Here is a 14,528-nt window from a genome sequence, read left to right as displayed (position 1 = left end):
TCAGCAACCCGTGGGTGAAGTAAACTTTTTCATTCTTTTTTCATGTTATAACAATGCACAAACAAAAAAATCGTACAAAGGGGCAAGCACCTTATGTACGACTGGGCAAATAAATAACATATTTTCAGTTATTATTTCTAAAGCTGTAAAATACCACGTTCCAACGAAACGGCAACGGCTTCGGATCTGGAATCAACACCAAGCTTGTTATAAATATTCGTTAAATGTGCTTTTACGGTACGCTCGGAAATTCCCATATCAAACGCAATTTCCTTACTTTTAAAACCATGTGCAACAGACTTTAGTATGTGTCTTTCCTTATCAGTCAGAACTAAGTTTCTTTCGTGTGATTCTATCTCAGCTTCTCTCTTATTCGTAGCAGCAAATACCCTTGCTGTTATTTCTGGCTGAAGCAGCGTTTCACCCCTTAGCGCAGACTCAATAGTGCGAAATAAGTTTTCTCGACTGGTATCTTTTAGTAAATATCCTTTTGCCCCCAAAGAGAGTCCCTTAATCATTAAATCATCTTCGTTATAGGTCGTCAGGATAATGACTGGTGTTTCATTTTGTTTTTCTCTGAGGGCTTTCATGGTTTCCAAACCACTCATTTGTGGCATATATAAATCCAATAATATGACATGCGGCTGAAGTTCTTCGATCAATTTAAGAGCCGTTACACCTTCTCCAGCTTCACCAATCACTTCATAACTGTCATTGGTCTCCAGCACCAGCTTTAATCCTTCTCTAACTACCCAATGATCGTCAACGATTAAAATCTTGTATTTCATGATAGGTCTCCTTTAGTAAGAGGCGCCTCTATTTTTATAGCTGTACCTTCTTGAAATATACTGCTGATATTGATTTTTCCACCCAGCATCCGTACACGTTCATGTATGCCTATTATTCCGTAATGCCCTGTTTGCTTGGCAATAATATCCGTATCAAATCCTTTTCCATCATCGCGAATCTCAATTTCAATCATGCCCTCTTTATCTAAAATATGAATCCATACGGTATTAGCATGTGAATGTTTCGCTACGTTGGTTAAACACTCGCTTATAATAAACAATCCATGTTCGAACAACAGTCTGGGGACTGAAGCTTTAATTTTGATGTTGCGTATTACGCGAATGCTCGTAGCCATTGTAAATCGCTGTATTTCTTCCTCCACTGCTTCTGCAAAATCAACTTCCGAGATGGTTTTCGAACGCAGATTGTCTATAGCTCGCCTTGAATCAGACAATGTTCTTCGCACTTGTGACATCGATTGTTGGACGATCTCCTGAGCTCTTTGCGTACTCCCTTTTGTCAGATGGGCATCAATGGCTTCAAGTTGCATGATTAGCCCAGCAAGCCCTTGAGCCAGCGTATCATGAAGATCACGGGCCATACGTTGTCGTTCGTTAGCAATTGTAAGTTCTTCGACCTTTTGATGTGCGATTTCAAGTTCTTTAAGAACGTTTTGCGTTCGGATTCGTGCTTTGACTTGTTTGAGAAAAAGAACGGCATAAGCTACTATAACAACTGCAATTAGAAAAAATAGAGGGATGAACAACACAAATTGCTTGCCATCATTATGCCAGACCACAGCTACACAAAAAAGTACATAGGAGATCAAAAATACAAGAATGACCTTAAGCGGCTTGTAATAAATACCTATACTCTGACCCACCAAAATTGGCATTAACCCAACCAGTACAATCGAAAAACTGTCAGGTAGAAGAAATGCACTTGAAAAGATCAATCCCCCTTGCACAACAAAATAAGCCCAAGAAAAATATTTTGCAACTCTATGAGCATGCAAGTACAAGAGGATGTGCAATATGATGATTACAGTGAATAAGACACTTTGCAGCAGATTTAGACCACTAGACAAATGTTGAAGAATGACAGACTCACTATAAATTATAAAAATCCATATTATAGTTAATACTTTTGAAATATCTTTCTTCTCAAATTCACCTTCACTTATTTCCGGATCTAGATTTTGAATCTGTTCATTGAATACATCAATCATAATTCCCTCCTACAATTCTGAATTCGGCTTTTCAACTTATTAGAGACAACGCCGCTATGACGACCTGGTCAATTTAGTTTGGACAGAAATCATTTATTATTTTATTTTACAAAAAAACAAACAGAAAAAAACGTACACATGGGCAATATCATTTGTACGTTTGGGCATTAAATACTATTTGTTCGACTCCAGCCAAATATGTGTCATATAAAAAGCACGCAACAGGTTATCCCGTGCGCGCTTGGTCATTCTCTATTTCTCCTCCAACTCATCTGGTACATCGTATTTATTGATATGTGAAGTTATTGCTGCAACTGCTTCGCTGGCATCCGTCGTGGCCGGTACTTCTCTAACCACATCATCCGTCTGGTCACGAAAATTCAAACGGTCTGCCTCGATTTCCTTCTGTTGATTGGGTTTCATTTTTCATAGCGCTCCTTTCTTATTCCAGTGCCTGATCTCGTTCTGTTAACGTGTATAAAGGTACTTCCCGTTCCTCTTCTGGATTGCTCAGCGCATAAATGCGTGCCGTCTCACGCTGTTCATTCACATGCTGAATATAAATGGGTAGCCCATCGCACAACACATTCGCCATGATGGAAGAGGACGCTATTTCTTGCGCTCTTTGAACATTCACTTAGAAAAAACCTCCCTTGCTAAGTAGAGTTCGCCTTTACTATGCACGAGTTAAATATTTGTTATACACATTTCATGCCAACATGTGTTTCACGATCATGAAAGGATATCATTTGAAAAAATAAATATTATTGTTATTATGGATTAAGAGATTCAGTGAAAACTGCGATCTTAATTGTAGAGAAAAGGAGTAATGATGGATGTTAAACGTATTAATGGTTAACTTTCCGGCAGAAGGACATGTAAACCCCACGCTTGGGATCACGCAAGCCTTTGCAGCACGAGGGGACCAGGTTCATTACATTACAACTGAGAAATACAAGAATAGACTCGAAGCAGTTGGAGCGAAGGTTCACCTGCATCCTGATCTGGTCAGGACTGCTTCCATTGATACCAACACTCCGGCAGGACTGAACGCATTTATGAATATTCATATCCAGACTTCGATGGACATCTTAGCCATCACTCAGGAGCTGTCCGAGCGTATTCAATTTGACTTGGTGTTCTATGATCGATTCGGAGCTGGTGAATTAGTAAGAGATTATTTGAATATTCCGGGCATTTCTTCATCCCCATCTTTTCTCATTTCAAATCATCTGATGGCTGCCAATCTCTTCCGCTCCGACGCTAAAGTACCGTTTCAGCCTGATGAACAAGTCACGTCTTCACTGCATCTCATGAAAGAAAGGTTCGGTGTTGCTCCCAAAGATCTGGTTCAATTTATGAACAATTCAGGAGCTTTGAATGTTGTATATACGAGCAGATATTTTCAACCGAATGGTGAACAATTTGGGGACGAGCATCTTTTTATTGGCCCCAGCTTCCCGGAGCGCAAAGGAGAAAATTCATTCCCGCTGGACAGACTACAGGGTAAAAAGGTTTTATATATTTCGATGGGAACTGTGCTGGACCACACTGAAGACTTTTTTAACACCTGCATTGAGGCTTTTTCCGATTTTGAAGGCATTGTCGTGATTGCAGCTGGCGAGAAAGCTGACTTTACCAAAATCAACCCGGCTCCTGAGCACTTTATCATCTCGTCTTATGTTCCTCAATTGGAGGTATTACGTCATTCAGATGTATTTATTACTCATGGTGGAATGAACAGTGTGAATGAAGGAATTCACTTTAATGTACCCTTGGTCGTACTGCCTCAGGACAAGGATCAGCCCATGGTCGCACAGCGGTTAACAGAACTTCAGGCTGGCTATCGAATAACTAAGGATCAAATCAATACACAAACGTTAAGAGATGCCGTACATGAGGTAGTGTCAAACGCAGCGTATAAAGAGGGCGTACAAAAAATAAATGATAGCTTCCAGCAATCTGGCGGTACAGAAGAAGCTCTCGCAAAAATTGATGCTTATCTTGATGCTTATCTGCAACATAAGCGCGCCTAAAATCACACGAGCAAAATGGCCACAAAAAAACAGGAATCTGACCATCCACGGTCAGGTTCCTGTTTGTATGCGATTCTATGCGAGGATATCCCACTTCTGGAACGAGGCAATCGTACAGTTTCCGTTCGCAAATGCACGAATACCTGTTGATTCCATTCCGGGATACACTCTTCCTGTGAGAACGTATTCGCCGTCGCCGATGAATATCTCCACAGAGCTTTTATCGACGAAAATCCGAAGCTCCAGACGCCCCTCTTGTAATTCCAAGAGCACTCTTCTCTCTCCGCCCGGGCCTATACCGGCACGTTCTCGGTTGAAACGGAACAGACCGTCATCGGGACGGTACGACAGTACAGTCTCCTCTTCGCTACCCACCCGCAGTTTCAAACCGAATTCATCGGTGTTACTGGACTCAAACTCAAATACGACCTTCAGTTCGTAGCTATCTCCGCGCGTGTCCATAATCTGCTCACCTGTCAGTAAGATATCTCGCTGCTCGAACAGATTGCATCGGTAATTCTTTACCTCTTCAAGTGGACGGAACAGCAGCCTGGCGCCGTCGATAACCGCTTCCCGCGGAAGACTCATCGCACCAGCCCAATGGTGCCCCTCCTGAGTCGGCATCTCCGATTCCCACATATCCATCCATCCGATAACGATACGCCGCCCTTTATCATCCAAGGTTGACTGTGGGGCATAGAAGTCGAATCCGTGATCCACCTGAGCATACCGCTCTGCCGTAAATGTTCCGGCAGCGGAATTGAAATCACCTATACCGTACATGGTGGAATGCAGATTACGGTAAGCCTCCCCCTGTGCAGGCATGCGCTGCGGGGATAGCATAAATACGTGCCGATCACCGAGCGGGAACAGATCTGGACACTCCCAATTATCGCCGAAGCGTCCGTCACTCACGGCTAGTACATTGACATACGTCCAGCTTTTCAGGTCTTCAGAACGGTAAAGCAGTACAAGTCCGTTCCCTTTGGCATCATTAGAGCCGAGAACGGCGTAATATTGATCTTCGTGCCTAAACACCTTAGGGTCACGGAAGTCTTTACGGCTGATCGTGTCCGGTATAGCGTCATAACCGATGACCGGGTTGCCCTCCCACTTTTCGAACGTTATTCCGTCTTCTGATACTGCAATTCCCTGCGACTGCTTGTAATCCTGATCTTTGTCAGGCCCGGTTACAACATGTCCGGTATACATCAGGACAAGCTTTCCGTCCTGCTCAATCGCACTGCCAGAGAAGCAGCCATCCTGGTCGAACTCACCGTCCGGTGCCAAAGCGATCGGCAGATAATCCCACTTCATAAGATCGCGGCTGACTGCATGTCCCCAGTGCATCGGTCCCCATACTGATTTATACGGGTAATGTTGATAGAACAAGTGATATTGCCCGTTATATTGAATGAAGCCATTCGGATCATTCATCCAGCCCAATTCAGCCATTAAATGATAGTGCAGCCGATAATCTGGCCGAAGCATATGCTTCGATTGGGAAATAAATTGATCTGCACGCTCTCTTGTATATGTTCTAGTCTGTTTGATAAAGCATCCTCCACCTGCAGTTATTTAATCGAGCCTTGCATAACACCCTGAATAATATACTTCTGGGCGAACAGATAGATGATAATGATCGGAAATATCGTCAGTACCAAACTTGCCATCAATGGACCATAATCCACTGTATAGGTTCCATAAAAGTTGTACGTGGACAACGGAAGTGTCCTTTGCTCCGGATCGACCAGAATAAGGGAAGGCAACAGAAAATCATTCCAGATCCACAGTACATTGAGAATGGAAATGGTGGCAGTCGTGGGCATCAGTACCGGAAATACAATCCGGAAGAATGTCTGAAACCGCGTGCAGCCGTCAATTAGCGCCGCTTCCTCCAGTTCCTTTGGAATACTCTTTACAAAACCATGATAAATGAAGACGGCCAGCGAGCTGCCAAAACCGATATACATGTAAATCAGCGACCACTTACTGTTCAGCAGATCAAGTGACCCGTAGATTTTCACCAATGGAATCATGATAGCCTGGAATGGAATGATCATGGATGCAACCATTAGCATAAATGTATATTGGTTGAACTTGGTGTTGTTTCTGACAAAATAATGAGCCGTCATCGCCGCGAACAGTGAAATAAACAGAACACTTAACACCGTTATGACCAATGAGTTGGTGAAGGCAGCGATGTAATTCATTTTATCGAATGCGTTCATATAATTGACCATACTGAAGCTCTCTGGAAGCGATAACGGATTTGAGGTGATGGCCATGTTTTCCTTGAACGAATTGATCAGCAAAAAGACGAAAGGTACGATGAACAATATGAGTATGACTGTCAGCACAATGAATTTGATCACGGAGGAAGCAATTCTTTTTCTTGTCATTACGCCTCCACCTCCAACTTCTTGCTAAAATAAACCTGAAGCAGAGTGATGAGAGCAACCATCAGGAACAACACGAATGCTTCTGCCTGCCCCACACCATAATCACGTGAAAGGAATGCCTTTTCATACACATGCATCGACACCATTTGAGTACTGCTGAACGGTCCACCTTTCGTGAGCGCAAGGTTCACGTCATAGACCATAAATCCGCGCTGCAGGGACAAAAATATACATACGATGAAAGAAGGAACCATCAAGGGCAGCACCATTTTCCGCAGTCTGGTCCAGCTGTTTGCCCCATCAATGCTTGCGGCCTCCATAATATCATTCGGGACACCAGTCAACCCTGCGATGTAAATGACCATCATGTAACCCGCGTTCTGCCACACGGTTACAATCACGAGTGCCCAGAACGCTTTGTCGGGATCAGCCAGCCAAGTCGTGCTGAGCGACTGTATGCTGGCATGTTGACCCAAATAGACAAGCACGTTGTTGAATATAAACTGCCATATAAAACCGAGTACAATGCCGCCGACAAGGTTGGGCAGGAAAAATCCCGCCCGGAAAATACTCTGTCCTTTTAACCCTTTTGTCAGCACATAAGCCAGCATAAAAGCGATCACATTGATAAGAACAACGGTATAAAACACATACTTGAGCGTCAAGCTGAACGATTTCCAAAACTCAATATCTCTAAAAACAGCCAGATAGTTTTGGACGCCAACCAGCGATAGTGTGGTGGAAATACCATCCCAGTTTGTGAACGTCAGATAGATGCCGTACAAAAATGGAATAATCATTACCGTTATGAAGGCAAACAAGGTTGGGCCGGTAAACAGTAGCCGCGTCCGCAGCCGGTTCCATACTCCTTTTTCCGTAATCATGATGACCCCTCCCTTTGTTCCGGGTTTCTCTCTCTATTCCAGGTAATTTGATAACAACCTTATTTAACCGTTTTCCAGTAGTTTTCGATTTCTTTAACCAGTGTTGCACGATCTCCCTGTTTCGCCAGATACTTTTGCATGGAAGATCCTGTCTTGGACCAGTGGTCGGCAGGCAGCATGCTCATCGACTGCTCTGACTTGCCTTTTGCAATATAATCCTGGATGGACTTGCCAAGCGGGTCGGCCGCAGGCAGTGTAATATTTTTGAACGCCGGGATAATGTTCGCTTGGTTCACGAGGAAATCCTGGCCTTTCTCATCATATACGATCCAGTTCAGGAACTTCTTCGCCGCCTCTTGCTGTTCCGGAGTAGTCTTCTCCTTGTCAATAACAATGCGCTTGGATACAGCGGACGAAATCTCCTGATTGCCGTAGTCATCGGCATTGTTACTGATGGGTACAGGCAAGAAACCATATTCTTTATTAGCGGTATCAAAACTGTTGATTTGCGGCCATGCCCAATTGCCCATGAACCAAATGCCAACTTCACCTTTGCCGAGCAGCTCCGGTCCGCGTTCATAAGCTCCTGCTAGCGGAGAAGCCTGATCGATGTTGTATTTCATCATGAGGTCGAATGTATCTATAAGTCCGTTAAATACAGGATTATTAGCCAAGCTAGCCTGGCCTGCTTTTAGTGACGCCATGAATTTGTCCACTTCAGCCATGTCTTTGTTCTGGCCTGCATAAGCAAGAGGTAAATAATGAGCGCCCAGAGACCAGTCCATTGATGAAATCACCAGTGCTTTCTTTCCGGATGTCTCGATTTGCTGAAACAGTTTTTCAAGGTCATTTCGGGTTTTAATTGTGGTGGGATCAAAGCTTCCGCCTACCGCTTTATCTACAACGGCTTTGTTGTAAATGAATCCGTAGCCTTCAACAGCCAGTGGAAACGCGTAATTTTTACCATCAAATGTCGTAGCATTGGTAGCGTTTTCAACAGTGTCCGCATTCCACTTTTCCCCGCTTAGATCGAGGATACGGTCCTTGAATTTCTCAACATCACCTGTATCTAGCATGGTCATGGTCGGCGGGTTTCCTGATGCATACAATGCAGAGGCACGCTCAAAAGGAGATCCACCAGTCGGAACCGGCTGGATTTCAACAGTAATGCCCGGATTGTCTTTCTGGAACGCCTTCGCGGCTTCCTCCAGCTGTGGAAGGATTTCGCCTTTGGAGTTCAAAAGCGTAATTTTTACATTTTTCGAATCCCCTGATCCCCCTCCAGAAGCCGAATTACCTTCTCCTCCGGAGCCACTGCATGCAGACATCACCATAACCAAAAGAAGCAGCATTACCATCCATTGAACTCTTTTGAATTTCCTCATTGTTGTCATCCCCTTATTTATATAATGGCTCTGAACACTTAAATAAAACGCTTACAAACGGATTATATGTCAAGGGTTTAACTTGTGTCAATCGTTTGACATGTTGAATTTTTAACATGTACTAAAAAAAATCTGTTCCCCTTGTTAGAGGAACAGATTTTCATTCAGGTCGTTGCACGCTCAATTAGTTCAACAGGCAACAGATTGACAGGTTGTACCTGCTCCCCTTCCGCCTGCCTGCGGATCAGCTCGACCGCCAGTCTGCCTATGTCTGCAATCGGCTGTCTTACCGATGTAAGTTCCGGCGTCAGCCAGGAAGCAACGCTTACATCATCGAAGCCTACAATGCGCACATTCTCTGGCACATGCCTTCCAGCGCGAATATATTCTTTCAGCGCAAAAGCCGCAATAATATCACTTGTTGCGAACACTCCATCAACATCGGGATGTTCATGAACGAGTTTTGAAATGATTCGCTCGTACTCCTTCTGGTCGAACACATTCAAGTCTGTTTGAACGATCACATGCTGGACATTATGCTTGTCCACAACATCTCGGAATGCTTTGGTCCGTTCATTGGACAGCATGTTCAGCTCCAGATTTCCGCATATATGCGCAATTTTCTGGCAGCCTTTGCTGATGAGCAGCTCCGTAGCCAGCTCGCCTCCGCGATAATTATCCGAGGATATGTAAGGAATACACGGGTCAATCTGTCTATCAAATGTCACAATCGGTGAATTCAAATGTCGGTACTCTTCTACTTCTAATGTATGGCTACCCATAATGATGCCATCCACCCGGTTCCGCTTCAACATATCGATATACACTTTTTCCTTCACGGGATCCATATGGGAATTGCACAGCAGGACCTTGCAGTTTTGCTGATAGGCATAGAACTCAACCTGATTGGCAAGCTCACTGAAGAAAGGATGCGAGACATCGGGAATAATCAGGCCAATAATATTAGACTGCTTGCGCAATAGGGATCGTGCTATTTCATTCGGTTGATAATTAAGTTCCTCCATTGCGTCGAACACTTTTTTGCGTGTAGTTTCGCTGATATATCCCCGGTTGTTCATTACACGGGATACTGTTGTGACCGACACGCCCGCTTTTAATGCTACATCATGAATTGTCGCCATATTAACCTCTTCCCGCACAAAATAAATACATACAAACTATACTCTCTCCTCATCATTTCAACAACCTTACATAACGGAAGCCTAAAAATGGACGTAAATGTTAGGTGACGGAACTTTGTGAATCCCAAATTAGAGGTTACAGCAAGTTCTACTAACTTCATATAAACTGATCATCATACATAATTCGCGAAGAGCTTTCTTCTTCCATTTGTTCACCGCCTGCCGAGTGATTTTGAGTTCTCATTTCTATAAAATAATACGACAGCCTATCCAATTGGATAGGCTGTCGGTAGCTGAAAGTATTAACATCATTCTGATTGTGCGTCAGTCGGTGCATTAATGTATGTATCTGTAAGCACATCAGTCGGTGCATCCGCAGGCACATTATCCGTTGCTGATTCACTGTTCTGGAGTAGTGCTCTCGGATAGGCCTGTGCACGCTCATAGTACCAGTTAAACAAGAAGCGGGCCATCGCCTGACGTCGGGTATCGCCATCCCACTTTAACCCTGCTGTTGGGTCCGCAAATGAACTCCTTGCTCCAGATTCCAGCAGAAAGCCATTCATATGTGCGGTCATGCTGACATTACCGGCTGCTGTAAAAATGGACTTCGTGTTTTTCCCAAATCCATCATTAGAGCCGTTAAACAAATTCCAGTACTCTGAATCGCCGGGCTGCGTTTTGAACCAGGTAAATTCTGTAATATTTATTGGATAGGCTTGAGCTGCCGCCTTAATGTTGGAATCCCATTGCGATTGCAGCTTGTCCTTGTTATCATAAGCTCCGTAGCCCGGATACCAGTGGACAGCATAGCCGTAGTTGTTCAAGGGGTCTGTCAGCGGGTGTTTTGCCACCGGGCTGTAAAATTGGTTGTATCCAAGTCCTGCAGCCCAGATGACATTATCCGCTCCTTTACTTCGAATCGTGGAAATAATAGAGTTCTGGAATCTTCTCAGATCATTCCAATGGTCAAGAAAATCATTCTCGCCGGGATAGCCTCCCCAATGCCCATTCGCATACGACTTAATTGGCTCGTTGATCAATTCAAACATGACGTTATCCGCGCTATTAATAGCCGGCTGCGAGGCAAGATACCCCCAGATTTGATTAAATTTGTCCAAATTGGATTGTGTTGTAGCCTGGTCGTTAGCCAAAGTGAAATCAAGACCAAGGGTAACATAAACGCCCTTTGTTTTCGCATAATTGATGTATGGAATAATCACATTTTGTGTAACTGCCTGTAAACCGGCGAAGTTGTATGACCCTGCGGCCACATCTCCCATATCCTGGCGGTCAATAAACAATCGGACCTGATTCATATACCAACCGTGGTTGCTTCCATACTTCGGTCTGGTGTCTGTAAAGGTGTCGGTGATATCCTTCAAATAAGCCAAAATTGCTGCATGACGATTGTTACCATTCAATTTGAGATAATAATTACTGTTTTGATAGGTCCAGTATGCTCCCGACGGCTGATGCCAGCCACTCAAAACAACAGGTTTTCCGCTGCTGTTCACCAATTGATTGCCCCTGACATGGAGCTCTCCCATGGGCATACCTGACCATGCATCTATATGTTGGTCAAACACCGGTTTTAAAGGCAATATGAATACAAGTATCAGAACTATTTTACATACCATACCTAATTTTTTCAAAGAAAGGCCTCCTCCTCAAAAATTTAATTGACTATTATGCCAAAAGAATAAAATGGTATAAACATGTAGTGGCTCCGCTTCCTGAGTCTTCCTATTGCAAAATCATCATCTCCCTTAATGGAAAATTATAACGTTTATTTGTATTTCTTGCATCTAATTGTATAACTTACATTTCCAAACCACAACTTGATAAAATTTAGTTTTTTTGAAATTATTTTTCAATCTTTAAGTTTGCTATAGTCTACGCCTCAATTTCAAGCTACAATGAAGATGCCAAATATGGAAGCGTTTTATATTTTTTCGATAAGCCGGTCAATACTTGAAATAATGTATCATTGCCAGCCGTTTCTTTCATGTTTGGTCAATCTTTTATGGAGGTGTAAAATGAAGAAGAAATCTTGGTTCACTTTAATGGTCACGGGTATTGTCTCTCTGTTTTTTTCGGTAAGCGTTTATGCGGGGAATGTTTTTTGGGAACCACTTAATGGTTTCAATTCTGGTGCATGGCAAAAGGCGGATGGATATTCCAATGGGAACATGTTTAATTGCACTTGGCGTGCCAATAATGTCAATTTTACGAACGATGGCAAAATGAAGCTTGGCTTAACAAGTTCTGCGTACAATAAATTTGACTGTGGAGAGTATCGATCGACGAACACTTACAGATACGGCTTATACGAGGTCAGCATGAAGCCTGCTAAAAATACTGGGATCGTATCTTCCTTTTTTACGTATACGGGACCTACTGATGGCACGCAATGGGACGAAATAGATATTGAATTTTTAGGCAAAGACACGACAAAAGTGCAATTCAACTATTATACAAACGGGGTCGGTGGTCACGAGAAGATTGTTGATCTGGGCTTTGATGCATCAAGAGGCTTCCACACCTATGCTTTCGATTGGCAGCCAGGGTACATTAAGTGGTATGTTGACGGGGTTCTAAAGCATACAGCAACTACGAATATACCGAGCACGCCAGGCAAGATTATGATGAATTTATGGAATGGCACCGGCGTTGACGACTGGCTGGGTTCGTATAATGGAGCGAATCCGCTATACGCCGAATACGATTGGGTAAAATACACGAGCAATTAGCCCGTAGCACAAAAGCAGCCCTGTAGTGGCTGCTTTTTTTGTGATGCATTGATTTAGCCATGTTCCGGCCATGAAGAAGATTGCTAGAAGTCTATTCAAAGCTGGCGATCACCCGATGCGCAGCTTGAATATAATCAGTGGTGAGGATTCTGACAATCGTCGTCTTGCCCGCGCCGTTGGAGCCAAGCAGGGCGAAAATCTCCCCTCGCTTCACTTAAAAATCCACGCCTTTTAGGACTTCTATGTCCTTGAAAGACTTTCGCATCCCGATATCCCCCTTTTACTTTGTTTTATCCGTAACCTTTTTCATGGCCTTGTTACCTTCTTGGTCAACAGATTCTTGATAGATGTCAGCGTAAGTTTTTGAATCTTTGATTAGATCGTCGCAGAATGCCGCTACGTCACTGCCTGTCACTTCGAGCACGCCTTTCCCCAAGGCCGCGCCCTCTTCAAAAAGATCGATAATTCCCGAGAGTAAACCCGCCCCGTCGGTTAGCTCAACAGGGCCGACCTTAAAGAGATATTTTCGAATCTCTTTATAAACAATCTGATAATCTTGCGGCAGCGCTTTGACACGCGCCACGTGCGCTCGCCACTCTTTTTTGCCTTCGATGATATTTCGTATTCTCATTTTATCCTCCTCCTATTCACCTAATTTTTTAGCGATATTATTGTTTAGTTGCTCGCGCCACTTGTCGCGAAAAGACTTTGCCCCTTCTTCGCCGGCCAGCGCTGAACAAAAGCCTTTGATGTCGTCACTCAAAACCTCTTGGACACTCTGACCGTCCGCCGCCGTTTCTTCTAGTAGGCCAAGCACACCGTCAAGAATTGGCATGAGGTTGCGACCGGTGAAATCTGAGTACCCCCAAAGATTGGAATTAATTTTTTCCCATGCCGCTTGATAATCAGCCGGCAGCTTTTTGACTCGCGATTCAAAAGTTTTGAATTCTTTAGTCATGTCGCCGCCTGTGATTTTTTCCCAAAAATTCATTTTTTCCCTCCTTTAACTCGTTAATTTTTGATGATACGAACTCCCACTTTTCCCAGAACTTCCGCAGTTCCTCGCGCCCCGCGTCGTTGATCGCAAAAAACTTTCGCGGTGGTCCCATTTCGGAGGGCTTCTTGGTGATCTCCACCAACTTGTTTTTTTCAAGCCGGATCAGGATGGTGTACACCGTTCCCTCCACAACATCTGTGAAGCCGAGGGCGTTCAGCCGCCGCGTGATTTCGTAGCCGTAGGTTTCTTTGCGGCTTATAATTTCAAGGATACAGCCCTCAAGCACGCCTTTGAGCATTTCCGTTAGGTTTTCCAGCACAATCACTCCTTGCTATTCTGTATAACCGGTATGCAGTGTTACTCACTACCGCTATAAAGTATCACGTAGTAGATGAATTGTCAATAGCGTTATCTGACACGGATTTTACATTTTCAACTATCCTGCCCGTTAGCGTAACAAGGCTGCCATTCAATCCACGGCAGCCTCATGGTTTATTGAGTTGCCTCAACAAAGACCTCTTCTTTTGCTTCCCATTTTACGGCTTCAATCAGTGTTTAGACAATCATTTTACATATTGAAACTTGCAACTTTCCCCTCTAAGCCTTCCTCATCCTGGTCCGTTCCTCTTCCCCATGAGCTCCCTTCTAAAGGAAGTCTTTATGCATAGGTATACTCCCGTCCAATCGTTCGATAACTCGATCCAACTGTCTGGTTAGATAAGGCGAAACATCACCAATGCCAGAAACTGCTTCTAACAAGGGAAATAGTTGCCCACCCCACGGGCCTTGTGGATCAAAGACTTGTCTACCGATTCTCAAGCCTCCTGTTTCCTTAAAGATGTTCAATCGTTCCAATCCTTCAATAAGCAGCCCGACCGGCAGCGTTTTGTTCCTACGTCGGGACCATTCTGC

15 protein-coding genes and 2 pseudogenes are annotated in these 14,528 nt (G+C 43.9%); 2 read left to right on the top strand and 15 right to left on the bottom strand.

Going from position 1 to position 14,528, the window contains the following annotated elements:
• Positions 1-137 precede the first annotated feature (137 nt).
• The 4 genes from G9G54_RS19400 to G9G54_RS19385 form a co-directional block, all read right to left on the bottom strand.
• Positions 138-788, bottom strand: a complete 651-nt coding sequence (locus G9G54_RS19400; protein ID WP_165179262.1) for a response regulator — start codon at positions 786-788, stop codon at positions 138-140.
• Positions 785-2,017 (bottom strand): sensor histidine kinase, encoded by a 1,233-nt coding sequence (locus tag G9G54_RS19395; RefSeq protein WP_165179261.1) that lies wholly within the window; start codon positions 2,015-2,017, stop codon positions 785-787. Before G9G54_RS19395 ends, G9G54_RS19400 begins: the two co-directional genes overlap by 4 nt.
• A 252-nt stretch (positions 2,018-2,269) precedes the next feature.
• Entirely contained in the window at positions 2,270-2,440 is a 171-nt protein-coding gene (locus G9G54_RS19390) for a hypothetical protein (RefSeq protein ID WP_165179260.1), read from the bottom strand.
• A 19-nt stretch (positions 2,441-2,459) separates the two neighbouring features.
• Positions 2,460-2,654, bottom strand: a complete 195-nt coding sequence (locus G9G54_RS19385) for an H-type small acid-soluble spore protein (RefSeq protein WP_165179259.1) — start codon at positions 2,652-2,654, stop codon at positions 2,460-2,462.
• 199 nt (positions 2,655-2,853) lie between these two features.
• Here G9G54_RS19385 and G9G54_RS19380 point away from each other — a divergent pair, with 199 nt between their 5' ends.
• Complete coding sequence (locus G9G54_RS19380) at positions 2,854-4,053, top strand: macrolide family glycosyltransferase (protein ID WP_165179258.1); 1,200 nt, start codon at positions 2,854-2,856, stop codon at positions 4,051-4,053.
• 75 nt (positions 4,054-4,128) lie between these two features.
• On the opposite strand, the gene G9G54_RS19375 is transcribed toward G9G54_RS19380, so the two are convergent.
• The 6 genes from G9G54_RS19375 to G9G54_RS19350 all read right to left on the bottom strand — a co-directional run bounded on the left by G9G54_RS19375 (position 4,129) and on the right by G9G54_RS19350 (position 11,521).
• Positions 4,129-5,544, bottom strand: a complete 1,416-nt coding sequence (locus G9G54_RS19375; protein ID WP_165179257.1) for a glycoside hydrolase family 32 protein — start codon at positions 5,542-5,544, stop codon at positions 4,129-4,131.
• An 83-nt stretch (positions 5,545-5,627) separates the two neighbouring features.
• Positions 5,628-6,455: a carbohydrate ABC transporter permease gene (locus tag G9G54_RS19370; protein WP_023990432.1), complete on the bottom strand. Its 828-nt coding sequence runs from the start codon at positions 6,453-6,455 to the stop codon at positions 5,628-5,630.
• Positions 6,455-7,339, bottom strand: coding sequence for a carbohydrate ABC transporter permease (locus G9G54_RS19365; RefSeq protein WP_025723175.1), 885 nt, complete (start codon positions 7,337-7,339; stop codon positions 6,455-6,457). The genes G9G54_RS19370 and G9G54_RS19365 overlap by 1 nt, the downstream gene beginning before the upstream one ends.
• A gap of 59 nt (positions 7,340-7,398) precedes the next feature.
• Positions 7,399-8,724, bottom strand: a complete 1,326-nt coding sequence (locus G9G54_RS19360) for an ABC transporter substrate-binding protein (RefSeq protein ID WP_165179256.1) — start codon at positions 8,722-8,724, stop codon at positions 7,399-7,401.
• A gap of 164 nt (positions 8,725-8,888) precedes the next feature.
• The gene (locus G9G54_RS19355) at positions 8,889-9,866 is read right to left on the bottom strand and encodes a LacI family DNA-binding transcriptional regulator (protein ID WP_165179255.1); all 978 of its coding nucleotides are present in this window, start codon (positions 9,864-9,866) and stop codon (positions 8,889-8,891) included.
• 308 nt (positions 9,867-10,174) lie between these two features.
• On the bottom strand, positions 10,175-11,521 hold the full coding sequence (locus G9G54_RS19350) for a cellulase family glycosylhydrolase (RefSeq protein ID WP_165179254.1): 1,347 nt from the start codon (positions 11,519-11,521) through the stop codon (positions 10,175-10,177).
• A 384-nt stretch (positions 11,522-11,905) separates the two neighbouring features.
• On the opposite strand from G9G54_RS19350, the gene bglS reads away from it, so the two are divergent.
• Positions 11,906-12,619, top strand: a complete 714-nt coding sequence (bglS, locus tag G9G54_RS19345) for a beta-glucanase (RefSeq protein WP_013312075.1) — start codon at positions 11,906-11,908, stop codon at positions 12,617-12,619.
• A 91-nt stretch (positions 12,620-12,710) separates the two neighbouring features.
• On the opposite strand, the pseudogene G9G54_RS19340 reads toward bglS, so the two are convergent.
• From G9G54_RS19340 to G9G54_RS19320, 5 genes and pseudogenes are all read right to left on the bottom strand, one after another.
• Positions 12,711-12,884, bottom strand: a pseudogene (locus G9G54_RS19340) (ATP-binding cassette domain-containing protein).
• Positions 12,885-12,899: 15 nt separating this feature from the next.
• Complete coding sequence (locus G9G54_RS19335) at positions 12,900-13,250, bottom strand: DUF1048 domain-containing protein (protein ID WP_165179253.1); 351 nt, start codon at positions 13,248-13,250, stop codon at positions 12,900-12,902.
• Between the two features lie 12 nt (positions 13,251-13,262).
• The gene (locus tag G9G54_RS19330) at positions 13,263-13,610 is read right to left on the bottom strand and encodes a DUF1048 domain-containing protein (RefSeq protein ID WP_165179252.1); all 348 of its coding nucleotides are present in this window, start codon (positions 13,608-13,610) and stop codon (positions 13,263-13,265) included.
• Entirely contained in the window at positions 13,570-13,914 is a 345-nt protein-coding gene (locus G9G54_RS19325) for a PadR family transcriptional regulator (RefSeq protein WP_274597355.1), read from the bottom strand. Before G9G54_RS19325 ends, G9G54_RS19330 begins: the two co-directional genes overlap by 41 nt.
• Before the next feature lie 347 nt (positions 13,915-14,261).
• Positions 14,262-14,528 (bottom strand): annotated as a pseudogene (locus G9G54_RS19320) (hypothetical protein); the annotation flags it as partial.

The sequence above is a fragment of the Paenibacillus sp. EKM212P genome (assembly GCF_011066115.1).
In the GTDB taxonomy this organism is placed as follows: domain Bacteria; phylum Bacillota; class Bacilli; order Paenibacillales; family Paenibacillaceae; genus Paenibacillus; species Paenibacillus polymyxa_B.
The sequence above is the reverse complement of the archived record's forward strand: the minus strand, read 5'-3'. Positions and strand labels throughout refer to the sequence as shown.